21 protein-coding genes are annotated in these 26214 nt (G+C 72.5%); 6 read left to right on the top strand and 15 right to left on the bottom strand.

Annotated elements, in window-relative coordinates; translation table 11 throughout:
* From EST92_RS19670 to EST92_RS19660, 3 genes are all read right to left on the bottom strand, one after another.
* Window positions 1-508: FAD-dependent oxidoreductase (locus tag EST92_RS19670; RefSeq protein ID WP_129282189.1), on the bottom strand; the 508-nt coding region annotated here is incomplete at its 3' end.
* A gap of 229 nt (window positions 509-737) precedes the next feature.
* Window positions 738-1622 carry a TIGR01777 family oxidoreductase gene (locus EST92_RS19665; RefSeq protein WP_129282188.1) on the bottom strand — a complete coding sequence of 295 codons (885 nt, stop codon included), beginning with the start codon at window positions 1620-1622 and terminating at the stop codon, window positions 738-740.
* Window positions 1623-1703: 81 nt separating this feature from the next.
* Complete coding sequence (locus EST92_RS19660; RefSeq protein ID WP_129282187.1) at window positions 1704-2222, bottom strand: DUF4240 domain-containing protein; 519 nt, start codon at window positions 2220-2222, stop codon at window positions 1704-1706.
* Window positions 2223-2484: 262 nt separating this feature from the next.
* Here EST92_RS19660 and EST92_RS19655 point away from each other — a divergent pair, with 262 nt between their 5' ends.
* From EST92_RS19655 to EST92_RS19640, 4 genes are all read left to right on the top strand, one after another.
* The gene (locus EST92_RS19655) at window positions 2485-4407 is read left to right on the top strand and encodes a hypothetical protein (RefSeq protein ID WP_129282186.1); all 1923 of its coding nucleotides are present in this window, start codon (window positions 2485-2487) and stop codon (window positions 4405-4407) included.
* A gap of 184 nt (window positions 4408-4591) precedes the next feature.
* On the top strand, window positions 4592-5506 hold the full coding sequence (locus EST92_RS19650) for an SDR family oxidoreductase (protein ID WP_129282185.1): 915 nt from the start codon (window positions 4592-4594) through the stop codon (window positions 5504-5506).
* Between the two features lie 206 nt (window positions 5507-5712).
* On the top strand, window positions 5713-6549 hold the full coding sequence (locus tag EST92_RS19645; protein WP_129282184.1) for a helix-turn-helix transcriptional regulator: 837 nt from the start codon (window positions 5713-5715) through the stop codon (window positions 6547-6549).
* On the top strand, window positions 6546-6755 hold the full coding sequence (locus EST92_RS19640) for a DUF397 domain-containing protein (RefSeq protein ID WP_129282183.1): 210 nt from the start codon (window positions 6546-6548) through the stop codon (window positions 6753-6755). The genes EST92_RS19645 and EST92_RS19640 overlap by 4 nt, the downstream gene beginning before the upstream one ends.
* A gap of 67 nt (window positions 6756-6822) precedes the next feature.
* Here EST92_RS19640 and EST92_RS19635 read toward each other — a convergent pair whose 3' ends face one another.
* The gene (locus EST92_RS19635) at window positions 6823-7860 is read right to left on the bottom strand and encodes a WYL domain-containing protein (protein WP_129282182.1); all 1038 of its coding nucleotides are present in this window, start codon (window positions 7858-7860) and stop codon (window positions 6823-6825) included.
* A gap of 640 nt (window positions 7861-8500) precedes the next feature.
* Here EST92_RS19635 and EST92_RS19630 point away from each other — a divergent pair.
* Complete coding sequence (locus EST92_RS19630; protein WP_129282181.1) at window positions 8501-9982, top strand: alpha/beta hydrolase; 1482 nt, start codon at window positions 8501-8503, stop codon at window positions 9980-9982.
* Between the two features lie 110 nt (window positions 9983-10092).
* Here EST92_RS19630 and aceE read toward each other — a convergent pair whose 3' ends face one another.
* The 6 genes from aceE to EST92_RS19600 all read right to left on the bottom strand — a co-directional run bounded on the left by aceE (window position 10093) and on the right by EST92_RS19600 (window position 19919).
* Window positions 10093-12765, bottom strand: a complete 2673-nt coding sequence (gene aceE, locus EST92_RS19625; RefSeq protein WP_129282180.1) for a pyruvate dehydrogenase (acetyl-transferring), homodimeric type — start codon at window positions 12763-12765, stop codon at window positions 10093-10095.
* 336 nt (window positions 12766-13101) lie between these two features.
* The gene (locus EST92_RS19620) at window positions 13102-13725 is read right to left on the bottom strand and encodes a GntR family transcriptional regulator (protein WP_129282179.1); all 624 of its coding nucleotides are present in this window, start codon (window positions 13723-13725) and stop codon (window positions 13102-13104) included.
* A gap of 140 nt (window positions 13726-13865) precedes the next feature.
* On the bottom strand, window positions 13866-15554 hold the full coding sequence (gene sucB / locus EST92_RS19615) for a 2-oxoglutarate dehydrogenase, E2 component, dihydrolipoamide succinyltransferase (RefSeq protein ID WP_129282178.1): 1689 nt from the start codon (window positions 15552-15554) through the stop codon (window positions 13866-13868).
* A gap of 56 nt (window positions 15555-15610) precedes the next feature.
* Window positions 15611-16999 (bottom strand): dihydrolipoyl dehydrogenase, encoded by a 1389-nt coding sequence (gene lpdA / locus EST92_RS19610; RefSeq protein ID WP_129249894.1) that lies wholly within the window; start codon window positions 16997-16999, stop codon window positions 15611-15613.
* A gap of 380 nt (window positions 17000-17379) precedes the next feature.
* Window positions 17380-18924 (bottom strand): leucyl aminopeptidase, encoded by a 1545-nt coding sequence (locus EST92_RS19605; protein WP_129282177.1) that lies wholly within the window; start codon window positions 18922-18924, stop codon window positions 17380-17382.
* A 200-nt stretch (window positions 18925-19124) separates the two neighbouring features.
* The gene (locus EST92_RS19600) at window positions 19125-19919 is read right to left on the bottom strand and encodes an adenosylcobinamide-GDP ribazoletransferase (RefSeq protein ID WP_129282176.1); all 795 of its coding nucleotides are present in this window, start codon (window positions 19917-19919) and stop codon (window positions 19125-19127) included.
* A 107-nt stretch (window positions 19920-20026) separates the two neighbouring features.
* Here EST92_RS19600 and EST92_RS19595 point away from each other — a divergent pair, with 107 nt between their 5' ends.
* Entirely contained in the window at window positions 20027-20764 is a 738-nt protein-coding gene (locus EST92_RS19595) for a hypothetical protein (RefSeq protein WP_129282175.1), read from the top strand.
* Here EST92_RS19595 and EST92_RS31180 read toward each other — a convergent pair.
* From EST92_RS31180 to EST92_RS19570, 5 genes are all read right to left on the bottom strand, one after another.
* The gene (locus EST92_RS31180; RefSeq protein WP_154073982.1) at window positions 20739-21488 is read right to left on the bottom strand and encodes a hypothetical protein; all 750 of its coding nucleotides are present in this window, start codon (window positions 21486-21488) and stop codon (window positions 20739-20741) included. The two genes, EST92_RS19595 and EST92_RS31180, sit on opposite strands and share 26 nt — an antisense overlap.
* Complete coding sequence (locus EST92_RS19585) at window positions 21485-23248, bottom strand: phosphatidylglycerol lysyltransferase domain-containing protein (protein WP_129282174.1); 1764 nt, start codon at window positions 23246-23248, stop codon at window positions 21485-21487. The genes EST92_RS31180 and EST92_RS19585 overlap by 4 nt, the downstream gene beginning before the upstream one ends.
* A gap of 144 nt (window positions 23249-23392) precedes the next feature.
* On the bottom strand, window positions 23393-24439 hold the full coding sequence (gene cobT / locus EST92_RS19580) for a nicotinate-nucleotide--dimethylbenzimidazole phosphoribosyltransferase (protein ID WP_129282173.1): 1047 nt from the start codon (window positions 24437-24439) through the stop codon (window positions 23393-23395).
* Window positions 24440-24455: 16 nt separating this feature from the next.
* On the bottom strand, window positions 24456-25214 hold the full coding sequence (locus EST92_RS19575) for a class I SAM-dependent methyltransferase (protein ID WP_129282172.1): 759 nt from the start codon (window positions 25212-25214) through the stop codon (window positions 24456-24458).
* 62 nt (window positions 25215-25276) lie between these two features.
* A partial coding sequence (locus tag EST92_RS19570; RefSeq protein ID WP_254068918.1) for a bifunctional adenosylcobinamide kinase/adenosylcobinamide-phosphate guanylyltransferase occupies window positions 25277-26214 on the bottom strand: 938 nt, incomplete at its 5' end.

Genomic DNA, 26214 nt, shown 5'->3' with positions numbered 1-26214 from the left:
CGGGGGGAGTGGCGTACGAGGGGGCGGCGCGGCCGGTGCGGCGGTCGAGGCGGCGCACGATGCGGCGGTCCGCGTCCCGTTCGGCCCGCCGGTCGGGGAGACGTCCCGTCTGGCGGCCTGCCTGACGGTCCGTCCGGCGCTCCGTGCGACGGTCGGCGCGTACCAGGGCGCGGGCCGCGGACAGTGCGCCTCTGGTGCTGCGGGGGGCGCTGATGCGCTGCACCCGTTGTCCGTTGTGGACGCTCAGGCCGGGCGCGAACGGACGCGGCGTCAGCTCGCCGAGGCCCGGCGTGCGGCGCAGCTCGGCGGCGGAGACGGCCAGTGGTCGGCCGCAGTGGTCGAGCCGGAAACCGTCGAGACGATCGGTGACGGACCGGCCGCCGATCTCCGGCGAGGCCTCCAGGACGGCGACCGACACCCCGGCGCCGGTCAGATGGCGGGCGGCGGCGAGTCCGGCCGGGCCGGCTCCCACAATGACGACGTCCACGGCCGATGCGGTGCGCAGCACGTGCCCCTCCCGAGGTCGTTCTCAATGGCGGCACCGTTGTCATGCCCACTGTCCCCGCAGGGGATGCCAGAGGTGCCTGAGAGGACGGTAGGAACCGGGCGGTCCGTGCGACAGGGGGCGGCTGGAGGGCAGGGCAGCAGCCTTGGCCGAAGAGTGCCTTGTGGGACGGCGGTGAGGGGGGACGGACGGTGACGCGGTCAGGACGGCGGCGTGGGCCCCGCCCCGACGCCTATGCCGCCCGGATCGCGTCGATGATCCGCGGGTGGCGGAAGACGAACCCCGAGTCCAGCAGCCGCCGCGGGACGACCCGCTGACTGCCCAGCACATCGCCGGCGAACTCACCGAGGGCGGCCCGCAGCACCGGCGCAGGAACGGTGCACAGCGTCGGGCGGTTCAGGACATGCCCCATCACGGCGGTCGCCTCGCGGTTGGTGACCGGTTCCGGGGCCGTGAGGTTGACCGGCCCGGTCAGGTCGCCGGTGTCGAGGAGGTGGCGCAGCGCCGCGATGTGGTCGGCCAGGGAGATGAAGCTCCAGTACTGGCTGCCGTCCCCGAACCGGCCGCCGAGGCCGAGCCGGAAGACGGGGAACAGTCGGCCCCAGGCGCCGCCCGAGCGGGCCACGACCAGACCGGTGCGGGCGAAGACGGTGCGGATGCCCGCCTCCCGGGCCGGCTTCGCGGCGTCCTCCCACGCCACGCAGACCTCCGGCAGGAACCCGTGGCCGGCCGGTGCGCTCTCGTCCGTACGCCGGTCGCCGGTGTCGCCGTAGTAGCCGATCGCGCTGCCGGACACGAAGACCCGCGGCGGGGTGTCCATGGCGGCGAGCGCCGCGGCGAGGGTCCGGGTGCCCAGCACCCGGCTGTCGCGGATCTCCTGCTTGTAGGCGCGCGTCCAGCGGTGGTCGCCGACCCCGGCACCGGCCAGATGGACGACCGCCTCGCAGCCGGCCAGCCCCGCCGTGTCGACCTCCTGGCGCTTGGGGTCCCAGCGCACCTCGTCGGCCGCCCCGGGGGCACGCCGGACGAGCCGGACGACGTCGTGGCCGTCCGCGCGCAGGGACCGGGTGAGCGCCGTGCCGATGAGTCCGGTCGAGCCGGTGATCGCGATCCGCATGGGGCCATACTGCCGCAGTCACGGGCCGCCGGCGGCGTCCGGGGCCCGCCCCCGCCGCGTCGGCACGCGTACGCGCGGACGTCAGGCCCGGAAACGGTCCCAGAGGCCGGGGAAGCGCTCCGCCAGGGCCTGGTCGTCGTCGAAGTCGAGGTAGCTGCCGAGCGGTTCGCGGGGCGGCGCCGGCAGGGCCAGATCGGGCATCACCCCGCCGGTCATCTGCTCGTACGCCTCGTCGGCCGCGTAGCCCAGCTCCTCGGCGTCGCCGTCCACCGCCTCGTCGAAGTCGTCCAGCAGCTCGGTGAGCTGGTCCGGGTCGTGCAGCGCGCCCTCGAAGACCTCCCTGCCCTGGCCGATCAGCCAGCATCGGAAGTAGTCGAAGGCGTCGTCGCTGGCGCCGCCCAGCAGGATCGCGGCCGCGGCCCACAGGTCCCAGGAGTACGCCCGGTTGTAGCGCGCCTCGAAATGACGGGCGAAGTCCACGACGGCCTCCGGATCGCGCCCGAGCAGCCGCTCGACCAGCGCGTCGGCCTGCTCCTCGGGGTCGCCCTCGGCCGCCTCGCGGGAACCGTCGATCAGTTCCCAGAACTCCGTCTCGTCCATCACCGCTCCAGCATCGGCCCTGCCGGGCCCCGCCGCATGCGGAGTACCCCGGATGCGACGGGGTCGTTATCCGGATCGGTGACGCGGCGTCCGCCGCGGTGACGGGATGTTCGGATCGGCGACGGAGTGTTCGGGCCGGCGCCCGCTCCGCGCCGCCCGGTGCGTCCTCGGGTGACCGCCCCCAGAATCACTCGTTGGACGGCGTGCACCACCCACGACGGCATATCCGCCATTTTGCGAAGGGCTGTTCCAGGCCATGCCCATGGACGAACGTACCCGGGCCGATGTCGAACGGGCCGAGGCGGCCATCGTCGAGCACTATCCACGGCTCGTCCGCCTCGCCTACCTCGTCCTGCCCCCGTCGATGGGCCGCCACCGCCGGGTCCTGACCGCACACGCCCTGGTCCAGCGGGCACTGCCGCGGGCCCGGAGGCACCGGCCGGACGGCGGGCTCCCGGCCCAGCGCGGCCCGGCGGCCGAGACCGGCTACGACCTGGTGCGGCTGCGGACCCTGCGGCTGGCGCTGGCGTACGAGGGGCGGCCGGGCCGGGGGCTGCCGGTCATGCCGCAGGTGTGGGGGCTGCGGCTGTTCCCGCGGGCCGGCGGCGCCGAGGAACTCGCCCTGGACCAGGCGCTGTCCGCGGTCCCCGCGTCGGTCCGCGCCACGCTCGGGCTGTGGCATCTGGAGGGCCTGGACGAGGAGGTCGCGCGCAGCGTCCTCGAACAGGCCGGGGCGCCCGCACCGGACGCGGCGCAGCGGGCGGCCGAGCAGCTGGACCGGGAGACCGGGGCCGGCGCCGGGGCGATGCTGAACTCCGGGGAGTTCGACCCCTGCACGGTGCAGACCCGGCCGACGGATCTGCTGCGCCGCCGCCAGCGGTTGCGGGCGGTGGCCGCCCTGGTGGCCGTAGTGGCCTTCGGCGCGGCGGCGGCCGGGGTGTGGCAGGGCTTGCGGGACCGGCCGCCGCGCGGCGAGACCACCGCGGAGCAGGCGCTGGAACCGGCCCGGCTGGTGCGCACCCCCAACGACCAGTGGGCAGACACCTCCCGGGTGGACTTCACGGCCTGGCCCGTCCGCGGCCGGCAGGCCGGCGACCAGGAGTTGCTGGGGCGGGCCCTGCGGGTCTGGGCGGCGCCGCCCGCCGATGCCCGGATCACCGCGACCGCGGGCACCTCCACCAGGCCGCCGGACCATCCGCCGCAGCTGCTGTACGCGGGGCTGATCGACGCGGTGATGGTGGTGGTCTTCCACGACGGTGAGCGGCTGGTGCGCTACGCCGAGCCCGAAGACGCCACGCCCACCCTGCACTTCGCCCGGGTCGACGACGCGGATCTGACCACCGCCGCCGCGCTGGTGATCGGTCGCGGCAACGGCTGGATGCGCTATCTGCTGGCGCCCTGGATCTCCGAGGTCACCACCCGCGATCTGCTGACGCCGGCCGCCCCGCCGCACGCGCTGCACGTCGCACCGGACGGGGTCACCGACCGCATCCTGGCCCCGCCCATGCCGGGCAGCGGTTGCGGCCGCTGGCCGGTCGCCCGGTTCCGGCCCTCGTCCCGGGTCGTGGAGAACGCCGGCCACGCCGACGACGCGACCTTCCTCCTGGCCGACCTCAACGACCTCGTGCCCGTCCATCTCCGGTACGTGCCGCCGCCGTCGTCCGGCGGCACCCCGGCCGCCGGCTCGCACGAGGCCACCGGCGCCGCGGCGCTGCGGAGCTGGGCCCGTACCGCCTGTTCGCTCGGATCGCTGCGCGGCGCCGGCGTACGGTCCGTCACCGACTGGGCGTTCGCCGAGCAACGCCTCCCGGAGGGCGCCGGCCGGGCGACCTGGGTGTGCAGCCGCGCCGACACCTGGCGCGGGCCCGGGAGCGTGCGCATTCAGTTCCTGTCGCCCGCCGTGCGCCCGACGGACCCGGGGCGGATCGCCGGGCGGGCCGCGAACACCGCCGCCTGCAGCCCCTACGGGCCGCACGTGGTGGGTCAGGTCCGCTGGCGGGCGGCGTCCGGCCGGTGGTATCTGCTCGCGGCCGGCAGCCGGGAGGTCGGCGGCGTCGACGCCACCGGCGGCGTACGGGCCACCGGCAACGAGAGCACGCTGGCCGCGCCGGCCGGCCCGGCCGCCCCCGCAACGGTCACCGGACGGCTGCGGAACGGGGCGCCCGTGCCGGCGGTCGGCCCGTAAAGGGGGCGCTTGTCAGGGGCGGCCCTCCCCGGCGGGCGCCCACCGAGGAGGGCTCCCGCCAGGGAGAGCCGTCCGCCGGTGCCGTCGGGAATCCCGGCCGATTCCCGACAGGAGATGTCGGGTTTCGCTGTCAGGGTCGGTCGTCGTACGGATGCGGGACACCTGACAGCGAGGAGTGGCGTAGGTGACGAAGGAACTGGCGGGACGGGTGGCGCTGGTCGCCGGGGCGACCCGGGGTGCGGGCCGGGCGATGGCGGTCGAGCTGGGCCGGGCCGGGGCCCTGGTGTACGTCACGGGGCGGACGACTCGGGAGCGGGTCAGCGAGGTCGGACGGCCCACGGAGACCATCGAGGAGACCGCGGAGCTGGTCACCGCGGCGGGCGGCACCGGCATCGCCGTGCCCACCGACCATCTGGACCCGGAGCAGGTCAAGGCCCTGGTCGAGCGGATCGACCGCGCACACGGACGGCTGGACGTGCTGGTCAACAGCCTCTGGGGCGGCGACCGGCTGATCGAGTTCGACACCCGGCTGTGGGACCTCGATCTGGCGGGCGGCCTGCGGATGCTCCGCCTGGGCATCGACTCCCACCTCATCACCGGCCATTACGCGCTGCCGCTGCTGATCCGGCGGCCGGGCGGGCTGGTCGTCGAGATCACCGACGGCACCGCCGACTTCAACCGCCGCTACCGCGACAACCTCTGCTTCGACCTCACCAAGAACGCCCCGCACCGCATCGCCTTCGGTCTCGCCGCCGAGCTCAGGGAACACGGCGGCACAGCGGTCTCGCTCACCCCCGGCTTCCTCCGGTCCGAGGAGATGCTGGACCACTTCGGGGTGACGGAGGAGACCTGGCGCGACGCGGTGGCCCAGGAGCCGCACTTCGCCATCGCCGAATCGCCGGCCCTGATCGCCCGCGGCGTACGGGCGCTGGCGGCCGACCCGGACAGGGCGCGGTGGACCGGACAGTCCCTCTCCAGTGGCCAGTTGGCGAAGGAGTACGGCTTCACCGACACCGACGGCTCCCGGCCCGACTGCTTCGGCTACTTCGAGGACGTGGTCTTCGGCGGCGGGGACGGCAGCGCCGCGGACTACCGCTGAGCCCCGGGTCGCACCCCGCCGGTCAGCCGCTGATCCGTTCGGCCTCCGCCAATTCGGCGCGTGGTTTCTGGCACCGGTCGGAGTGTGCTTCCGAACCAATGTCCGTTCCTCTCCGTACTTGTTCCACCACCAAGGGCGACTCGGCGTGGCCTAGAGTCGGGAGCCGTTCAACTTGGCAGTCGGGTGGGGAAAGTAGTGAACGGTCTTTGAATCGAAATGAGTTGAACCCGGACGCCTCGCCGGAGGCGGCCTACGGGGCGCGCCTGCGCAGCCTGCGGGAGACGCGCGGCTGGACCCAAGAGGAGCTGGCCGGCCGCACGGGATATTCCAGCGTGCATGTCTCAGCCGTCGAAAACGGTCGGAAGCCTCCAACTCTCCGCTTCGCGCGTAGCACGGACGAGGCGTTCGGCACCGCGGGCACGGCAGACGCGTTCGAGCGGCAGTACCGCGAGATCAAGCACGGTGCGTTGCTGGAGGGGTTCCCGGAGTACCTCAAGTACGAGGGTCGGGCAGTGGAGATCCGGCTCTTCAACATCGGGATCATCCCTGGCCTGTTGCAGACGCCGGAGTACGCACGGGTGCTGGCCGATAGCGCTGTACGGCGGGGCGCCATCACACCCGAACATGCGCAGGAACGTGTTTCGTTCCTGTCGGAGCGACAGGCGGCGCTGGTGCGGCCCCGGCCGCCCATGATGTTTGTGGCCATGGATGAAAGCTGCATCCGTCGCCCCGTTGGGCGGTCCGCCGTCATGAAGGCCCAGTTGGCGCATCTGGTCGAGTTCGCCGAGTTGCCGAACACGCTGCTACAGGTGGTGCCGTACGAGATAGGCGAGCGCCGCCCTGTTGACCTGCCCGTCAACCTCTTGACCCTGCCGGACCGGTCCGTCATCTGCTACGCGGAGTCCCAAGCGCAAGGCAACCTGGACCGAGAGAGCACGTCTGTGGTGCCGATGCTGACGGCTTACCATCAGCTACAGGCAGAAGCTATGTGCCAGACGGCATCCGTGGCCATGATCGAGCAGGTACGAAAGGGCTTCCCGTGACGACCGATTCCCCTCGCTGGTTCAAGTCTTCCTACAGCAACAACGGCGGTGACTGCATAGAGGTCGCCGCCAACCTCGTCGCCGAGCGCGGCGTGGTCCCGGTCCGTGACTCCAAGACCCCGAGCGGTCCGGTTCTGAGCCTCCCCGCAGATGCGTTCTCGTCGTTCGTGGCCGGCGTCAAGACCGGAGAGTTCGGGACCGTCTGACGCCCGGCCTCCCCGAGGTCCCGCGGCGCCGAGGACCACCGCTGGGCCCCTCGTCGCACCCCGCCGGTCAGTCGTACACGGCGGCCATCCGGCGCGCGGCCGCCGCCATGCGCGCACGCAGCTCAACGGGCGCGAGTATCTCGCCCTCCGGGCCGAGCGACAGCAGTTGGGCGTAGGCGACCTCGGCGGACTCCACGGCCAGGGTGACCGTCAGCCGACCCTGCTCATCGGGGCCGCCCGCGGCCTGCGCCCGGGCTATCGCCTCGCGGGCCGCGGCGCGTTCGGTGACGTACGGCAGCTGGTGCACTCCGCGCGCGGAGAGCCGCAGCACCACCTCCTCGCGGAGGATCGACCGGGCGAACTGGGCCGCCCGCTCCGCCCAGAACGCCGGCAGGTCGAAGGACTCGTCCCGGCGGAACCGGCCGTCCGAAGCCCCGGTGGCCTCGGCGGCCGCGGTGGCCTCGGCGGGCCCGGTGGTTCCGACGCCCTCGTAGGCCGTCACAGCGGTGAACCGGTCGACCCGGTAGACGCGGTACTCCCCCTCGACCCGCGCCGCCAGATACCAGACCCCCGCTTTCAGTACGAGGCCGTACGGCTCCAACTCCCGTGCCACCTCGGTGTCCTTGCGGAGGTAGCGGGCGGTGATCCGGCGGTCGTCCCAGACCGCATCGGCGATCGCGGGGAGCAGCCCGGGGGTTTCGGGCTCCTGATACCAGGCGGGTGCGTCGAGGTGGAAGCGCTGGGCGGCGCCCGACGCGGCGTCCCGCAGCTCGGGCCGCAGCGCGGCGGAGACCTTCAGCCGCGCGGCGGACGCGGCGTCAGCCAGGCCCATCTCGCGGAGCGCCGTGGGCACTCCGGACAGGAACAGCGCTTCCGCCTCGCTGCGGCCGAGGCCGGTGAGGCGGGTGCGGTAGCCGCCTATGAGGCGGTAGCCGCCGGCCCGGCCGCGGTCCGCGTAGACCGGGACGCCGGCCTCGGAGAGGGAGAGGACGTCGCGGGCGACCGTACGCTCGGAGACCTCCAACTCGCGCGCCAGCTCGGCGGCCGTCATCGACGGCCGCGCCTGGAGCAGCAACACCATCTTGATCAGCCGGGCAGCACGCATGCCGTCATCATGCCGGGGACCACTGACAACTGCCGGGGTGGCGGTGGCCGGGCAGACCCGGCCGCCCCGCGCACCCACCGCCACGCCGGCAAAAAGGCTCCCCCGGCGAACTACGTTGAAGCGGGGACTGGATCGGTGAACGAAATCGGCTTGCCGATGGCGTGGGCATAGTCGATTTCTTTCGTGGTGCGGCGGTTCGTCGACCGCGGCCTGCTGGCCGACCTGAGCGCGAACCCGGGCGGGACGCTGCACCACCCCGATGCAGCTGACCGGACCTCGGGGCCGGCCGACCGGCTGTTCGCCTCCCGGGCTGCCCTGAGGCAGGCTTTCCTGGCCGGAGGAGGTGAACGCCCGGTGGACGGCCCGGCGGATGGGTCTGCGGGACGAATGCCTCGGTCGGGGCCCTGCCCGCCTCCACCGCGATCTGCGGCTTCCGGTCGGCGACATCGGTGCGCTGGACGCTGACCAGGACCGATACCGAGACGCTGGTGGGGAGCCGAGCTGGTCACCGTCTCCCCCGCAGGTCGCATACTCCGTACGCCAGGAGTCGCACCAACATCGCCCTAACGGGGGAAGCACCGGCATGACCTGACACGAGACTGTCGTTCTGTCCCGAAATCAACCGGAAGGAACGGCTACCGTGCGCATACGAAGCAGTGTGCCCGTGCTCGCGGTGGGGGCCTCGGCAGCGCTGGTCTCCCCCCTCGTCCTGGCGCAGGCCTCCGCGGCGGAACCGCTGAAAACATTCGAGAACCAGAAGCCCGCGTGGCACCGTTGTGCCACGTCGAAGTCCGCCGGGCAACAGTGCGCGACGATCCGGGTTCCGCTCGACTACGAGCGCCCCACCGGCAAGACCATCAAGCTGGCCATCTCCCGGATGAAGACCGGTGTCCCCGGCAAGCGGCACGGCGTGATGCTCGTCAACCCCGGTGGTCCGGGGTTGAAGGGCCTGGACCTGCCGGTCACGATGCAGGACAAGATGCCCAAGGAGATCAGCGAGCAGTACGACCTGATCGGGTTCGACCCCCGCGGCGTGGGCCAAAGCAGCCCGCTCACGTGCGGTCTGACGACCGCGGAGCAGAACTCCACACGTCCGTACAAGCCTGAGACGTTCAGCCGTGATGTGACCTGGGCCCGGACCGTCGCCGAGAAATGCCGCGCCAAGAACGGTGACAAGCTTCCGTACTTCACCACCCGCAACACTGCCCGCGACATGGATGTCATCCGCGCCGTACTGGGGGAAGGGAAGATCTCCTACCTGGGCTATTCGTACGGCACGTACCTGGGCGCGGTGTACGCGCAGATGTTTCCCGCGCGGACCGACCGCTTCGTGCTGGACAGTGCGGTTGACCCCACCCGGGTCTGGCGCGGCATGGGTCAGGGGTGGGCGGAGGGCACCGAGCCGGCGTTCACCCGCTGGACGCAGTGGACCGCCCAGCACCATGGCACCTACCAGCTCGGTGACACCCCGGCCGAGGTGAAAAAGACGTTCTGGGCCCTCATCGCCCGGGCCGACCGCAATCCGATCATGTACGAGGGCCGGAAGCGCAACGGGGACGACATCCGTGCCGACCTGCGCGCCACGTTCTTCAGCCCCAAGACCGCGGCCGAAACGGTCGCCGCCCTGAAGAAGTCCGCCGACAGCGAACCGGCCTCACGGGGCGCAGCAACTCCCGACGCGCAGGCGGGGAATGACAACTTCGACGCCTCCTCCTGGTCCGTGCTCTGCGGCGACGCCGCGGCCTGGCCACGCGACCCCGAGCAGTACCGGCGTGACGCCATCCGGGACAAGTCCAAGTACCCGATCTACGGCGACTTCGGCTCCAACATCACGCCGTGCGCGTTCTGGAACAAGCCGATCGAGCCGGTCACGACGGTGGACAACAGCGTTGGTCTGCTCACCGTCCAGAACCAATGGGACCCTCAGACTCCCCTGGCCGGCGGCCTGAGCATGCACCGCGCTCTGAAAGGCTCGCGGATGGTGTACGACGAGGGCGGCGAGGGCCACGGCGTCTACGTCATGCACCCGCGCCCCTGCTCCGACAATGCGGTCAACGCTTACCTGAGCACCGGAAGGCTTCCGGCGAAGGACGTCACCTGCAAGGCGCCCGGCAGCCCATGAGCCCAGCGGGGTTCCCGTGCGGAGGCCCCGGGCGCGGGATGGTGGTCTCCGCACGGGAGTTCGGGGTGCCCCGGAGGGCGGGCGGACCCGGTGCCGGGTCCGCCCATGGGTCACAGCCCGTAGCGCTTCCGGGCTTCCTTGACGGCCTCCGGCTTGACCTCGCCGCGGCGGGCGAGGGCGGCCAGCGCCTGGACGACCACCGACTGCGGGTCGACGCCGAAGTGCCGGCGGGCCGCCTCGCGGGTGTCGGACAGGCCGAAGCCGTCGGTGCCGATGGAGGTCCAGTCCTGCTCGACCCACGGCGCGATCTGGTCCGGAACGGCCCGCATCCAGTCGCTGACCGCGACGACCGGGCCGGGCGCACCGGCCAGCGCACGGGTGACGTACGGGACCCGGTCCTCGCCCTCCAGCCGGGCGGCATCGCACTCCAGGGCGTCGCGGCGCAGCTCCGTCCAGGACGGGGCCGACCAGACGTCCGCCGCGACACCCCAGTCGTCGGCCAGCAGCTGCTGTGCCTCCAGGGCCCAGTTGATGGCGGTGCCGGACGCCAGCAGCTGGAGCTGCGGGCTGTCGGCCTCGGGCCGGGTGCCCTCGTTGAAGCGGTACAGGCCCTTGAGGATGCCCTCTTCGACGCCCTCCGGCATGGCCGGCTGGACCTTGGTCTCGTTGTAGACCGTCAGGTAGTAGAAGACGTCCTCGGCCTCGGGGCCGTACATCCGGCGCAGGCCCTCCTTGACGATCACGGCCACCTCGTAGGCGAACGCCGGGTCGTAGGAGAGCGCCGCCGGGTTGGTGGAGGCGATGAGGTGCGAGTGGCCGTCGGCGTGCTGGAGGCCCTCGCCGGTCATCGTGGTGCGGCCGGCGGTGGCGCCGATGACGAAGCCGCGGCCCAACTGGTCGGCCAGCGCCCAGAACTGGTCGGCGGTGCGCTGCCAGCCGAACATCGAGTAGAAGATGTAGAAGGGGATCATCGGCTCGCCGTGCGTCGCGTAGGACGTCGCGGCGGCGGTGAAGTCGGCGAGCGAACCCGCCTCGGTGATGCCCTCGTTGAGGATCTGGCCGTCCTTGGCTTCCTTGTACCAGAGGAGCTGGTCGCGGTCGACCGGGTCGTACGTGGCGCCCCTGGGGGAGTAGAGGCCGGCGGTCGGGAAGAGGGACTCCATGCCGAAGGTGCGGGCCTCGTCGGGGACGATCGGCACCCAGCGCTTGCCGGTCTCCTTGTCCCGCATCAGGTCCTTGATCAGCCGGACGAACGCCATGGTGGTGGCGATCTCCTGGCTGCCGGAACCCTTCTTCAGCGCGTCGAAGGCCTTGTCGGCGGGCATCGGCAGCGGCTTGTCGACGACCTTGCGGGCGGGCGCCGGGCCGTCGAGGGCGGCGCGCCGCTCGCGCAGGTAGACCATCTCGGGGGAGTCCTCGGCCGGGCGCCAGTACGGCACCAGGTCGCCCTCCAGCGCGCTGTCCGGGATGGGGAGTTCCAGCACGTCCCGCATGGTGCGGAACTCCGCCATGGTCAGCTTCTTCATCTGGTGGTTGGCGTTACGGGACTCGAAGCCCGCGCCGAGGGTGTAGCCCTTGACGGTCTGCGCCAGGATGACGGTCGGCGCGCCCTTGTGCTCGACGGCGGCCTTGTAGGCGGCGTACACCTTGCGCGGCTCGTGGCCGGCCCGGGAGGTCTGGAACAGCTCCAGCAGCTTGGCGTCGGTCAGCCGGCTCGCGAGGGCCTTCAGGGACTCGTTGGCGCCGAAGAAGTGCTCGCGCAGGTAGGCGGCGTCGCGGGTGGCGTAGGTCTGGAACTGCGCGTCGGGGGTCTCGCCGAGGCGCCGGATCAGGGCGCCGTCGGTGTCCAGGGCGAAGACCTCGTCCCAGGCCCGGCCCCACAGCGACTTGACGACGTTCCAGCCGGCCGCGCGGAACTGGGCCTCCAGCTCCTGCACGATCTTGAAGTTGGGGCGTACCGGGCCGTCGAGGCGCTGCAGGTTGCAGTTGATGACGAAGGTCAGGTTGTCCAGGCCCTCGCGGCCGGCCAGCGCCAGTGCGGCGGTCGACTCGGGCTCGTCCATCTCGCCGTCGCCCAGGAACGCCCAGACGTGGGAGTTGCTGGTGTCCTTGATGCCGCGGTGCTCCAGGTAGCGGTTGAAGCGCGCCTGGTAGATGGCGGAGAGCGGGCCCAGGCCCATGGAGACGGTGGGGAACTCCCACAGCCACGGCAGCCGCCGCGGGTGCGGGTAGGACGGCAGGCCCTCGCCGCCGGCCTCCTGGCGGAAGTGGTCGAGGTGGTCCTCGGTGAGGCGGCCTTCGAGGAAGGCGCGGGCGTAGATGCCGGGGGAGGCGTGGCCCTGGATGTAGAGCTGGTCGCCGCTGCCGTCGCCCTCCTTGCCGCGGAAGAAGTGCTGGAAGCCGGTCTCGTAGAGCCAGGCGGCGGAGGCGAAGGTGGCGATGTGGCCGCCCAGGCCCAGCGCGGAGCCGCGGGTCACCATCGCGGCGGCGTTCCAGCGGTTCCAGGCGGTGATCCGGGCCTCCAGCGCCTCGTCGCCCGGGAAGTCGGGCTCGGCGGAGGTCGGGATGGTGTTGACGTACTCCGTCTCCAGCAGCGACGGCAGGGCGGTGCCTTCGGTGCGCGCGGTGTGCTCCAGGGCACGGCGCATCAGATAGGCGGCGCGATGCGGACCCGCTGCCTCGGTGACGGCGTCGAGCGACTCACGCCATTCGGCCGTCTCCTCGGGATCACGGTCCGGGAGCTGGTCGAGCTGGCTGTACGGCAGGCGCACGGGGTCGGGCATGGGTGGCCCCTTTCCGGACGGGAGGGAAGCTCGGGGTGTCGTCGTGGCCGGGCCCGCGTCCACAGGGCAGGACGGCGGGCCCTCGACGACACCCCCTACAAGTTCGGCAGGCAGGGTTGTCGCGCCCTGGGGAGGACGATACGCCTCTGATCGATGATCGATCAACGCTCGCCGGACCAAAAACCGCAGGTCGGCACGGGGTGCCGCATTTTTGGGCACCGCGTGCCAGTCGAAAAAGGGGTCGGTCGCGCCGTCCCGGAGGGGGTCGGTCGCCCTGTCCGGGAGGCGTCGGTCGGCCCCTCCCGGAGGCGTCGGGCGCCCCCTCCCGGCCGTCCCTCAGACCCGAGGTGCGCAGCTCAGCACGTGTGCCTTGAGCACGGCGCCGATCTTCGGGTCGCGCCGCCGGAAGGCGTCCACGATCTCCTGGTGGTCCTGGGCGTGCGCGCGCGGCTCCGGGCTGAACCAGCGGATCGACAGCGTCGTCCAGACCTCGATTCCCAGTGACTCCCAGGTGTGCAGCAGTACGGAGTTCCCGGCCGCCCGCACGATCTCCCGGTGGAAGGCGACCGTGTGCCGCACCTGCGCCTCCCCGTCACCGGCCCGGTCCGCCTCGCGCAGCGCCGCCACCTCCCGCTCCAGCGCCGCGGTGTCCTCGGCCAGCCGGTCGGCGGCCAGCTCGGCGGCCACCTGCTCCAGCCCGGCCCGCACCGGGTAGCTCTCCTTGAGGTCGTCCGCGGTCAGGTTCCGTACCCGGACGCCCTTGTTCGGCGCCGACTCGATCAGCTGGAGCGACTCCAGCTCGCGCAGCGCCTCCCGTACGGGCGTCTGACTGACCTCCAGCTCCACCGCGATCCGCCGCTCGACGATCCGCTCGCCCGGCTGCCAGCGGCCGCTGACGATCCCCTCCAGGATGTGCTCGCGGATCTGCTCGCGCAGCGAATGGACGACCGGTGGGGTCATGAAGTGGCTCCTTCAGAGCGGGGGGTGGTAAGGGGGCCATTATCCGGGACGCGACCGCGCAAAGGGGCCGGCCCCGGTTCGTACGAGACGCTGTACGAACCGGGGCCGGCCCCTTGCACACCTGCCGGTTGACTACCGGCTCAGAGACCGATCTCGGTCTCGAACTCGGCGGCCTCCAGGATCTGCTTGACCGTGGTCAGGTAGCGGGCGGCGTCGGCGCCGTCCACCAGACGGTGGTCGTAGGAGAGCGCGAGGTAGGTCATGTCGCGCACCGCGATGGTCTCGCCGAGGTCCGGGTGGTTGATGACCACCGGGCGCTTGACGGTGGCACCGATGCCCAGGATGCCGACCTGGTTCGGGGGCACGATGACGGTGTCGAACAGGGCGCCGCGCGAACCGGTGTTGCTGATGGTGAAGGTCGCACCGGACAGCTCGTCCGGCGTGATCTTGTTCGCGCGGACCTTGCCCGCCAGGTCCGCCGTCTTGCGGGCGATACCGGCGATGTTGAGGTCACCGGCGTCCTTGATGACCGGGGTCATCAGGCCCTTCTCCGCGTCCACCGCGATACCGACGTTCTCGGTGTCGAAGTAGGTGATGGTGCCCTCGTCCTCGTTGATCCGGGCGTTGACGACCGGGTGGGCCTTCAGCGCCTGGACCGCGGCCTTGACGAAGAACGGCATCGGGGAGAGCTTGACGCCCTCACGCTGCGCGAACGCGTCCTTGGCCTGGTTGCGCATCCGCATGATCTTGGTGATGTCCACCTCGACCACGGAGGTCAGCTGCGCCTGGCTGTGCAGGGCCTTCATCATGTTGTCGCCGATGACCTTGCGCATCCGCGGCATCTTGACGGTCTGACCGCGCAGCGGGGACGCCTCGATGGCCGGGGCCTTCGACGCGGCCGGAGCGGCGGCGGCAGCGGGCGCGGCGGCCTTGGCGGCCTCCGCGGCGGCGATGACGTCCTGCTTGCGGATGCGGCCACCGACACCGGTGCCCTTGACCGTGGCGAGGTCGACGCCGTTCTCCGCGGCGAGCTTGCGCACCAGCGGGGTGACGTACGCGCCCTCACCGGCGGCCGGGGCCGGGGTGACGGGGGCGGCAGCCGGAGCCGGAGCCGGGGCCGGAGCCGGGGCAGCGGCCGGAGCCGGCGCGGGGGCCGGAGCCGGAGCCGGAGCGGCGGGCGCCGGGGCAGCAGCGGCCGGAGCAGGCGCGGCGGCCGGGGCAGCACCGGCAGCACCGATGACGGCGAGCTTGGCGCCGACCTCGGCGGTCTCGTCCTCACCGACGACGATCTCCAGCAGGGTGCCGGAGGCCGGGGCGGGGATCTCGGTGTCGACCTTGTCGGTGGAGACCTCCAGCAGCGGCTCGTCGGCCGAGACCTCCTCGCCGACCTCCTTCAGCCAGCGGGTGACGGTGCCCTCGGTGACGCTCTCGCCGAGCGCGGGGAGGACGACGTCCGTGCCCTCGGCGCCGCCCGCGGGGGCAGCGGCGGGGGCGGGGGCCTCGGCGGCCGGAGCCGGAGCCGGGGTGGGCTCGGGCTGGGCGGCCGGGGCCTCGGCAGCGGCCGGAGCCGGCGCGGCAGCCGGCGCACCGGTGCCGTCGTCGATGACGGCCAGCTCGGCGCCGACCTCCACGGTCTCGTCCTCGGCCACCTTGATGGCGGTCAGGACGCCGGCGGCCGGGGCCGGGATCTCGGTGTCGACCTTGTCGGTCGACACCTCGAGCAGCGGCTCGTCGGCCTCGACGCGTTCACCCTCGGCCTTCAGCCAGCGGGTGACGGTGCCCTCGGTGACGCTCTCGCCGAGCGCCGGCAGGGTTACGGAAACCGCCATGGTTTCAGTTGCTCCTTACAAAAGTGGTGCGGATGTGGTCGCGCCCGGGACTGGGGTCAGTCGTGGGAGTGGAGAGGCTTGCCGGCCAGGGCCAGGTGAGCCTCGCCGAGCGCCTCGTTCTGCGTCGGGTGCGCGTGCACGAGCTGCGCTACCTCGGCCGGCAGGGCCTCCCAGTTGTAGACCAGCTGGGCCTCACCGACCTGCTCGCCCATACGGTCACCGACCATGTGGACGCCGACCACGGCACCGTCCTTGACCTGGACGAGCTTGATCTCGCCCGTGGTCTTGAGGATCTTGCTCTTGCCGTTGCCCGCGAGGTTGTACTTGAGCGCGACGACCTTGTCGGCGCCGTACAGCTCCTTGGCCTTGGCCTCGGTGATACCCACCGAAGCGACCTCGGGGTGGCAGTACGTCACGCGCGGCACGCCGTCGTAGTCGATCGGCACGGTCTTCTGACCGGCCAGCCGCTCCGCCACCAGCATGCCCTCGGCGAAGCCGACGTGCGCGAGCTGGAGGGTGGGAACGAGGTCACCCACGGCCGAGATGGTCGGCACGTTGGTCTGCATGTACTCGTCGACGAGGACGTAGCCGCGGTCCATCGCGACGCCCTGCTCCTCGTAGCCCAGGCCCGCCGAGACCGGCCCGCGGCCGATCGCGACCAGCAGCACCTCGGCCTCGAAGGTCTTGCCGTCGGCGAGGGTGACCTTGACGCCGTCGGCGGTGTACTCGGCCTTGTCGAAGAAGGTGCCGAGGTTGAACTTGATGCCACGCTTGCGGAAGGCCCGCTCCAGCAGCTTGGAGCTGTTCTCGTCCTCGACCGGGACGAGGTGCTTGAGGCCCTCGATGATCGTCACGTCGGTGCCGAAGGACTTCCACGCGGAGGCGAACTCGACGCCGATGACGCCGCCGCCCAGCACGATCGCGGACTTCGGCACGCGGTCCAGCGTCAGCGCGTGGTCCGAGGAGATGATGCGGTTGCCGTCGATCTCCAGGCCCGGCAGCGACTTCGGCACCGAGCCGGTCGCCAGCAGGACGTGGCGGCCCTGGACACGCTGGCCGTTCACGTCGACGGAGGTCGGGGAGGACAGCCGGCCCTCGCCCTCGATGTACGTCACCTTGCGGGAGGCGATCAGACCCTGCAGGCCCTTGTACAGGCCCGAGATGACCTCGTCCTTGTACTTGTGGACCGCGGCGATGTCAATGCCCTCGAAAGTGGCCTTGACACCGAACTGCTCGCTCTCGCGAGCCTGGTCGGCGATCTCACCGGCGTGCAGCAGAGCCTTGGTGGGGATGCAGCCGTTGTGCAGGCAGGTGCCGCCGACCTTGCCCTTCTCGATCAGGGCGACGTCCAGGCCCAGCTGCGCCCCGCGCAGGGCAGCGGCGTAACCACCGCTACCGCCTCCGAGGATCACTAGGTCGAAAACGGTGCTGGCGTCGTTCGCCACGTCACGTCCTCCATGCATGGGTACGCCGGAGCCGGTCTCCTATGACCGGACGGCGGCTGTGGTTCGGCCGCTTTTACTTCGGCCCTGGGTAAGGGGGGCCCTGTCCTGCCGAGAACCCATCTTTGCACTTGTTCCACGGAGCCGGGACGGCGGGCCGGGCAGTGAGACGGTGACCGGCCGCCCCGTAGGGGTTACCGAGGCGTACGAAATGTGCGGTACCGCACGGGACGAGCCGGGGCGGGAAACGCGTGGACGTACGGATTTCGTCGAGGGCGAACGCGGCGCGGGCGCGCGGCGCACCCGTGCCGACGGCCCCGGGCATGCTGCCCGGGGCCGTGGCGGATATCACGGGCAAAGACGAGGGAATCCCCGCCCCGCCGTCAGCCCAGATCGCCCGCGGCGGTGCGCTCCGCCAGCCGGACCAGGGTGCGGACCGCGGATCCGGTGCCGCCCTTGGGCGTGTAGCCCCAGGGCGCGCCCTCGTGGAAGGCCGGGCCCGCGATGTCGAGGTGGGCCCAGGGGATGCCCTCGCCGACGAACTCCTTCAGGAAGAGGCCGGCGACCAGGCCGCCGCCCATCCGCTCACCCATGTTGGCGATGTCGGCAACCGGCGAGTCCATGCCCTTGCGCAGCTCGGACGGCATCGGCATCGGCCAGGACTGCTCGCCGACCTCCTCCGCGATCTCGTGGATCGAGGTGCGGAAGGCGTCGTCGTTGGCCATGACCGCGAAGGTGCGGTGGCCCAGGGCGAGCACCATGGCACCGGTCAGGGTGGCGACGTCCACGATCGCGTCCGGGGTCTCCTCCGAGGCGCGGGTCAGCGCGTCGGCCAGCACCAGCCGGCCCTCGGCGTCGGTGTTGAGCACCTCGACGGTCTTGCCGCTGTACATGGTCAGCACGTCGCCGGGGCGGGTGGCCGAGCCCGACGGCATGTTCTCGGCGAGCGCCAGCCAGCCGGTGACGTTGACCCTCAGGCCGAGGCGGGCGGCGGCCACGACCGCGGCGAACACGGCGGCCGCACCGCTCATGTCGCACTTCATGGTCTCGTTGTGGCCGGCCGGCTTGAGCGAGATGCCGCCCGAGTCGTAGGTGATGCCCTTGCCGACCAGCGCCAGGGTCTTGTCGGCCTTGGGGTGCGTGTGCGCGATCCGCACCAGCCGCGGCGGGGCCTCGGAGCCCTGGCCGACGCCCATCAGGCCGCCGTAGCCGCCCTTCTTGAGCGCCTTCTCGTCCAGCACCTCGACCTTGAGGCCGAACTCCTTGGCGGCGGCCTGGGCCTGGGCCGCGAAGGACTTCGGGTCGAGGTCGTTGGAGGGTGTGTTGATGAGATCGCGGGCGCGGTTGATCTCCTCGGCCAGTGCCACGGAGCGCTCGGCGGCCGCCTTGAACTCCTTGTCGCGCGGCTTGCCGCCGACGAGCGCGGCCTCGCCGAGCGGCGCCGACTTGGCGTTGTCCTTCTTGCTGCCCTTGGCGTTCTGCCCGTTGCCGTTGCTGCGGTACGCGGTGAAGGCGTACGCGCCGAGCAGCGCGCCCTCGCTCACCGCGGCGGCGGCCTCGGCGTCCTCGACGGGCAGCGCGAAGCCGGCCTTCTTGGTGCCGGACAGGGCGCGGGCGGCGCTGCCCGCGGCGCGCCGCAGCGCCTCGTTGTCGTAGGCGTCGCCCTTGGCCGGGGCGTCGCCCAGGCCGACCGCCAGCACGACCGGTGCCTTGAGGCCGTCGCCGGCGGGCAGCTTGGTCACCTCGCCCTCGGCACCACTCGCGCCGAGGGTCTCCAGCACAGCGCCGAGCTTGCCGCCGAAGGCCTTGTCCACGGCCTCCGCGCCGGGGGCGACAACGACGCCCTTGGCGCCCTTGGCCACGCCGACGACGACGGCATCCGCACGCACCGTTGCGGCGGAAGAAGTACTGAGGGTCAGTGCAGTCACGGTGATAGGGGTCCTGTTCGTCCGGGGAATCCGTCTGCGCGCAACGCGCTGCTGCGGCCGAGCCTACGCTCGGCGACGCCGCGGGGCCCCGTCCCCCGGCACACCGGCGGCGAAGGCCGCTCCGGCGGACGATGCCGTGACGGGTGAACTGCGTTGTTACCAGGGCGAGTTGGGGGTGGCGGCGGCAAGCTGGGCGACGGTCAGCCCAGTGCCAGCGCCAGCAGCGCCGTGAGGCCGGCGCTCTCCGCGAGAGCCCCGAACACATCGCCGGTCACCCCGCCGAACCGCCGCCGGCAGTGCCGGAGCACCAACTCGCCGAGCCCGAGGCCGGCCAGCGCCGCGAGGGCGGCGCGCAGCGCGCCGTACGGGCCGAACGCGGCTCCGGCCGCCGCACATCCGGCGGCCACCAGCGCCACGCACAGCAGCGCCGCCCGCGCCGGAACGGTGCCCGCGACCGCCGCGCCCAGTCCCTCCGGGCGGGCGGCCGGCACCCCCGCGCGGGAGGCGAGGGTCAGTGCGCTGCGCGCGGTCACCGCGGCGACGGCCACCGCGACCGCGCCGCGCGCCCAGCCCCCGGCGTACAGCCCGGACAGCGCGGCCACCTGCGCCAGCAGGGTGAACACCAGCGTGAGGACCCCGAACGGGCCGATGTCGGACTGCTTCATGATGCGCAGGGCGTCCTCGGCGGGCTTGCCGCTGCCCAGGCCGTCGGCGGTGTCGGCGAGCCCGTCCAGATGCAGTCCGCGGGTGAGCACCGCGGGCACCGCGGCGGTGCCGACCGCGGCCAGCAGCGGACTGCCGCCGAGCAGCAGCAGCGCACCGCCGAGGGCGGCCGCGCACAGCCCGACGACCAGCCCGGCCAGCGGCGCGCAGAGCATCCCGCCGCGCGCCGCCGCCCGGTCCCAGCGGGTGACGTGCACCGGCAGTACGGTCAGCGTCCCGAACGCGAAGCGCAGGGCGTCGGAGGGGGACGGGGGAGCGGAGGTCTCGGTCACCGCGGCAGGCTATCCGGGCGCCGGCGGCGTTTGGCTGCCGGTCCCGGGCACCGGGAGGGGGCCTAATGGTTGCTCCGTGTCCTCGTGCGGCAAACCGGGAGAGTGGGATGGGCCACTGGTGGTACCGCAACATCGTCGAGCCGGGGAAGCTGCCGCTGCTGCTCGCCCTGGCCTCCTTCGTCCTGACCTTCCTCGTCACCCGCGTCATCACCCGGCTCATCCGCGCGGGCCGGGGACCGTTCCGCAACATCAGCCCGGGCGGCGTCCATGTACACCATGTCGTGCCCGGCGTGGTGCTGATGGTCCTCGGCGGCTTCATCGCGCTCGCCGGCGGCCGGCGCGGCTTCGGCTCCGGTGTCGCGGCGGTGCTCTTCGGGATGGGAGTGGGCCTCGTCCTGGACGAGTTCGCGCTGATCCTGCATCTGGACGACGTGTACTGGACCGAGGAGGGGACCAAGAGCGTCGAGATCGTCATCCTCACCGCCGCCCTGGTCGCCCTGATCCTCGGCGGCTTCCTGCCGTTCGGCGTCAACGAACTGAGCCCGGACGAGTCGACGAACCGCTTCACCGTCGTACGGACCGTGGCGGTCAACTTCCTCTTCGTGCTCGTCGCGCTCGTCAAGGGCAAGGGCCGGATGGCGGTCATCGGCGTCTTCGTGCCGTTCGTCGCGCTGTTCGGGGCGGTCCGGCTGGCCCGGCCGCACTCACTCTGGGACAGGCGCTGCTACCGCAACCGGCCGAAGGCGCGGGCCCGTGCCCGGGTCCGCGCCGTCCGTCACGACCGCCGCTGGTCGGGGCTGCGCCGCAGGGTCGAGCAGTTCATCGGGGGTACTCCCAGCCGCTGACCTGCTGGAAGCCGGGCGGTTTGTGCGGCTGCCACACCTCCTGCAGCAGACACACCGCCAGCACCGCCAGCGCCGCCGCGACGTGCTCCTTGCCCGCCAGGTTGTTCTTGATGAACACCACCTCGACGACCATCGAGACCACCACCGCGGTACAGGTGAACCACGCGCGATGGCGCCAGCACACGTACACCGCCAGCCCCACCACGGCCGCCGAAGGACCGGTGTCGATCACGTACTTGTCCGAGTCGGGCAGCCCGATGGGACTCTCCGGGCCGATCCAGATGCCGATCCGGGCGTACATCGTCCCGGCGAGCGTGGCCAGGTAGGCGACCCCCAGCGTCTGCCGCCAGCCCACACAGATCTCCGCGATCCCGAAGACCACCAGGATCTGCGCCAACGCACCCCACACCGGAAGGTCCAGCGCGGGCACGAACAGCGACAGCGGGGTCCGCAACAGCGCCACCCACAGGTGCTCCCAGGCCTGGACGGAGCCGATGTCCTGCACCGCCCGATAGCCCCAGGCCTGGTTCTGTACGCACTGGAAGACCAGGGTCAGTCCGACCGCGGCGAGCGTCACCGGAATCGCCCGCAGCCGCCGTGTGACCAGCGCGGACCGCACCGTCCACAGCAGCGGGCCCCACTCGCCGCGCGCGAAGCGGCGCAGGGCGGACGCGTCCCCGGGCCCCGGCACAGGTACCTCCCGCCCCGCCCCGGCTCCGCTCATCTCACGTTCTCCAGGTGCTTGCGGTTCAGCCACTTGGGCAGTCCGGGTGCTTCCAGAAAACCTTCCGCGCGGGCCGCGGCGATTCCGATGCGCAGCAAATCGGTGCTCTTTTCGAAGAGCAGGTACCGCGGCTCCCAGATGGGCCGGTATTTCGCATTGGCGCGATAGAGCGATTCAATCTGCCACCACCGGGAGAAGAAGCTGAGCAGTGAGCGCCACAGGCGCAGCACCGGGCCCGCGCCGAGCCGCGATCCACGTTCGAAGACGGAACGGAACATCGCGAAGTTCAGTGAGAGCTGAGTGATCTCCACCTCTTTCGCGCGCTGGATCAACTCCAGCACCATGAACTCCATCAGACCGTTCTCGGAGTTCCGCTCCCGCCGCATCAGATCCAGCGAAAGGCCCTTTGCGCCCCACGGGACGAAACTGAGCAGCGCCCGCAGCTCCCCGGATTCCCCGTCGGCGCCGCCGTCCCGGCACTCCAGCATCACGCAGCGCCCGTCCCCGGGATCCCCGAGCCGGCCCAGCGCCATCGAGAAACCGCGCTCGGTCTCCCCGTCGCGCCAGTCGTCGGCCAGATGCAGCAGCCGGTCCATCTCCTCGGCGGGGATGTCCTCGTGCCGGCGGATCCGGACCGTGTAGCCGGCCCGCTCGATACGGTTGTACGCCTGCCGTACGGTGCGCATCGCCCGCCCGGCGAGCGTGAACTCCGCGGTCTCCACGATCGCTTCGTCGCCGAGCTCCAGCGCGTCCAGCCCGTGCCGCGCGTAGATCGTGCCGCCCTCCTCGCTCGCGCCCATCACGGCCGGCGCCCAGCCGTGCTCCCGCGCCTCGGCCAGCCAGCCCTCGATGGCGCCGGGCCAGGCCTCGGGGTCGCCCAGCGGATCACCGGAGGCCAGCGACACCCCGCCCACCACGCGGTAGGTGACCGCGGCCTTGCCGCTGGGGGAGAACAGCACGCTCTTGTCGCGGCGCAGGGCGAAGTAGCCCAGCGAGTCCCGGTCGCCGTGCCGCGCCAGCAGACCGCGCAGCCGCTCCTCGTCGTCCGCGGTGAGCGGCTCGGTGCGGCGCACGGACCGGAACGCCGCCCACAACACCGCGACGAGCAGCAGCGTGCTCAGCACATTGATCGCGACATTCACCCAGTTCGGGGTGGCGATCTCCGGGAACGCACGGTCGTCGGCGACCAGCGACACCAGCCGCATCAGGCCGTAGCGCCAGCGCTGGACGAACGTCGAGGAACCGTCCGCGGTGTTGGTGGCGCTCACCAGCAGCGCCGCGAGCAGCGAGGTGACCAGCAGGCCGCCGGCCGCGACCGCCGCCGCCAGTTTCGGATTCGAGCGGTCGCCCTTGGCGTAGAACTCCCGGCGCCCGACCACCAATGCGGCGACGAACAGCACGGTCAGCCCCAGCGACACCCAGTTCTGCAGATGTCCGCGGAACTCCGGGACCGTCGCCATCCCGAGGGCGAACAGCAGTACCAGCAGACCGGAGAGCACCAGATTCAAAATCCATGCCGCCCGCTTGCGCCGCCGCAGGGTGACGGAGAGGAAGAGCGAGAAGGCGCCGGAGGCGAACCCCGCGGTCAGCAGATACGGAGTGAAGAATTCCGCGATGTTGTGCCGCCGGATGTCGTTGCCGAACGACACCCACACCGCACTCAGGAAATTGAGGAACGTGACCGTGCGCAGATACCAGATGCCGAACCCGGCACCACGCTGTGACCATGGACCGCGCGGGCGGTCTTCATCCGGACTCAAGCGATGTCTCCCATAAAACGTGTAAAGCGCGATCTTATGGGGCGCACACCGGTGGTCCGGTACGGCAGGAAGCGGCGAGGCGCCCGCACGGGGCGCCCGTCCGGTCGCTTCGTACGGTGCCGGCCCCGCCGGGCCGGTGCCGGGTCAGTCGCGCACGGGCAGCTCTGCCGCCAGGGCCGCGGCCGCCTGCACCAGTGGCAGGGCGAGCAGCGCCCCCGTCCCCTCGCCCGCAGTGACGCCGTGGTCGAGCAAAGGGTTGAGCGCGATCCGGTCCAGCGCCTTCGCCTGCGCCGGCTCCCCGCTCGCCTGCCCGGCCACCCACCAGTCCGGCGCCCGGAACGCCACCCGCTGCGCCACCAGCGCACAGGCCGCCGAGACCACCCCGTCCAGGATCACCGGGGTGCGGCGCACCGCGCTCTGCAGCAGAAAGCCGGTCATCGCGGTCAGGTCCGCGCCGCCGACCGCGGCCAGCAGCTCCAGCTGATCGCCGAGCACCGGACGGGCCCGCCGCAGCGCGTCGCGGATCGCCGCGCACTTGCGCATCCACGCCAGATCGTCGATGGGGGCACCGCCGCGCCCGGTGACCACCGAGGCGTCCGTACCGCACAGCGCGGCGATCAGGGTGCTCGCGGCCGTCGTCCCGCCGACGCTCAGATCGCCCAGCACCACCACGTCGGTGCCGGCGTCCGCCTCCTCGTCCGCCAGGGCCATCCCGGTCCGGAACGCCGCCTCGGCCTCCTCGGCCGTCAGCGCGTCCTCGATGTCGATCCGGCCCGAACCGCGCCGCACCCGGTGCCGGCTGACCTCCCCGGGCAGCTCCTGCGGGTCGCAGTCCACCGCCAGATCGACCACCCGCAGCGGCGCCTCCGCGCCCCGGGCCAGCACCGCCGCCGGGCTCGTACCGTCCAGCACGGCCCGGACGAGATCCCTGGTGGTCCCCGCCGGCCGGGCCGAGACGCCCAGCTCCGCCACCCCGTGATCGCCCGCGAACAACAGCACCCGCGGCCGCTCGACGGGCCGCACCGGCACCTGCTGCTGGGCGGCGGCCAGCCACTCGCCCAACTCGTCGAGGCGGCCGAGCGCCCCCGGCGGCAGGGACAGGCGGGCCCGCCGCTCCTCGGCGGCACGGCGCACCCCGCCGTCGGGGCGCTCGATCAGGTGGGCGAAGTCATCGAGATTCAGGGCGCTCATTGGGCGCAGATTACCGTCAACTCACCGCTGACGAGGCACGTCGGGGGGATCGGGCCGCCGCGAAGCGCACCTCGCACACGAGGGGCACCAGCGCCCGCAGCACCGGCGTCCGCTGCCCGAGCCACGACGGCAGGCCGTACGCCGTCCACCGCCACGGCGGGCCCGCTGCCGGCACCGCCGCGAGCTCGTGCACCGCGGCGATGCCCGGGTGCGTACCGGCCAGCCGCGGCAGTTCACCACGGTCCAGCCCCCAGCGCACCGGAGCCGACCACCGGCCGCCGCCCGGCGCGGCCGCGGCCCGCCGGGCCAGCGCCGCGGTCAGCCGTGGCAGGGCGTCAAAAACCAGCGCACCGCCGGGAAACCGCTCGGCGCACGCCGCCAGCAGCGCCCTGACCGTCGCCGGCGGCAGCCGCATCAGCACCCCCGGCGCGGTGACGACGACCCCGCGCTGCGGCTCCCGCACCGCGTCCAGCCAGTCGTGGCCGCCCGCCGCGCAGGCGACCGTACGCCGCCGGGGCCCGTCCGGCAGCAGCATCCGGCGCACCGCGGCGGCCTCCGGCACCACCACCGTCAGCCAGGTCAGCCGCCCGTTGTCCAGCCGCCAGAAGCCGGTGTCGAGGCCCTCCCCGAGCGCGACCACCGTCGCCTGCGGATGCCGCGCCAGATAGGCCCGGACGGCCGCGTCGAAACGCCGCCCGCGTGCCCCCGGGTCCCGGGCGGGCGGCGCGGGACACCCCGCCGGTGCTTCGGTCTCGGTCCGCTCGGATTCGGTCACCGCTCAAGAGCACCCGGCACCGCACCCCGGGGCAAGCGGACACGGGCCGCACCGGTCATCCGTCATCCACGCAGCGCAAGCGCCTGGCCCGCGACGACCAGCAGCACCTGCTCGCACTCCGCGGCGAACGCCGCGTTCAGCCGCCCCAGTTCGTCGCGGAACCGGCGGCCCGCCGGGGTCGCCGGGACGACCCCGGAGCCGACCTCGTTGCTGACCGCCACCACCGGCCGCCGGGTCGCGCGCACCGCCGCCACCAGCGCGTCGGTCCGCTCCCGCAGCGCCCGCCGGCCACCGGCCTCCCAGGCCGCGTCGTCCCACGCCCCGACCTCGTCCATGACATGCGTCAGCCACAGCGCCAGGCAGTCGATGAGCAGCGGCGACGCGTCGGCCGCCCGGCCGGACCCGGGCCCGGCGGCGTCGGTGTCCGGCGTCCCGGGTTCCCTCCCCGGCCCGGCGGCTTCCCTCCCCGGCCCGGCGGCCTCCAGGAGCGGCACCAGATCGCAGGTCTCGACGGTCCGCCAGCTGCTGGGGCGCCGCTCACGGTGCAGCGAGACCCGCTGCTTCCAGTCCTCGTCGCCGTCCCGGGTCCCCCCGGTGGCCACGTACACCACGTCCGGGAAGGCCGCGAGCCGCCGCTCCGCCTCCAGCGACTTCCCGCTGCGCGCCCCGCCCAGCACCAGCGTCCGCCGTGGCAGATCCGGCACCGCGTGATACTCGCCGACCACCAGCGAACTGCCGTCGGCCACCGCCCGGGCGCCCACCGCGGCCAGTCTGCGGTGCAGCTCGGGCCCCGGCGGCACGTCGTGGTCCACATGCACCGCGACCACATCCGTCGCCGCGTCGACCAGGCCGCCCGCCCGCAGCCGGGCCAGCGCGTCCGGCCGCGCCAGCACGTCGAGCAGCACCAGGTCGTACGGCCCCGCGCCGCCCTGGCCCCCGCCGCGCTCACCGCTGCCGGACGCGAGAAACTCGGCGGTGTGGATGTGACTCTCCTCGGCAC

It is taken from the genome of Streptomyces sp. TM32, from assembly GCF_004122755.1.
Classification (GTDB): domain Bacteria; phylum Actinomycetota; class Actinomycetes; order Streptomycetales; family Streptomycetaceae; genus Streptomyces; species Streptomyces sioyaensis.
This window is presented reverse-complemented; position numbering and strand designations above follow the sequence as displayed.

Coding starts and splice junctions, on each gene's coding strand:
- EST92_RS19665 (WP_129282188.1), bottom strand. CDS start 1,622: ATGCGGATCGCGATCACCGGCTCGACCGGACTCATCGGCACGGCGCTC.
- EST92_RS19660 (WP_129282187.1), bottom strand. CDS start 2,222: ATGGACGAGACGGAGTTCTGGGAACTGATCGACGGTTCCCGCGAGGCG.
- EST92_RS19655 (WP_129282186.1), top strand. CDS start 2,485: ATGGACGAACGTACCCGGGCCGATGTCGAACGGGCCGAGGCGGCCATC.
- EST92_RS19635 (WP_129282182.1), bottom strand. CDS start 7,860: ATGCGTGCTGCCCGGCTGATCAAGATGGTGTTGCTGCTCCAGGCGCGG.
- aceE (WP_129282180.1), bottom strand. CDS start 12,765: ATGCCCGACCCCGTGCGCCTGCCGTACAGCCAGCTCGACCAGCTCCCG.
- EST92_RS19620 (WP_129282179.1), bottom strand. CDS start 13,725: ATGACCCCACCGGTCGTCCATTCGCTGCGCGAGCAGATCCGCGAGCAC.
- sucB (WP_129282178.1), bottom strand. CDS start 15,554: ATGGCGGTTTCCGTAACCCTGCCGGCGCTCGGCGAGAGCGTCACCGAG.
- EST92_RS19595 (WP_129282175.1), top strand. CDS start 20,027: ATGGGCCACTGGTGGTACCGCAACATCGTCGAGCCGGGGAAGCTGCCG.
- EST92_RS31180 (WP_154073982.1), bottom strand. CDS start 21,488: ATGAGCGGAGCCGGGGCGGGGCGGGAGGTACCTGTGCCGGGGCCCGGG.
- cobT (WP_129282173.1), bottom strand. CDS start 24,439: ATGAGCGCCCTGAATCTCGATGACTTCGCCCACCTGATCGAGCGCCCC.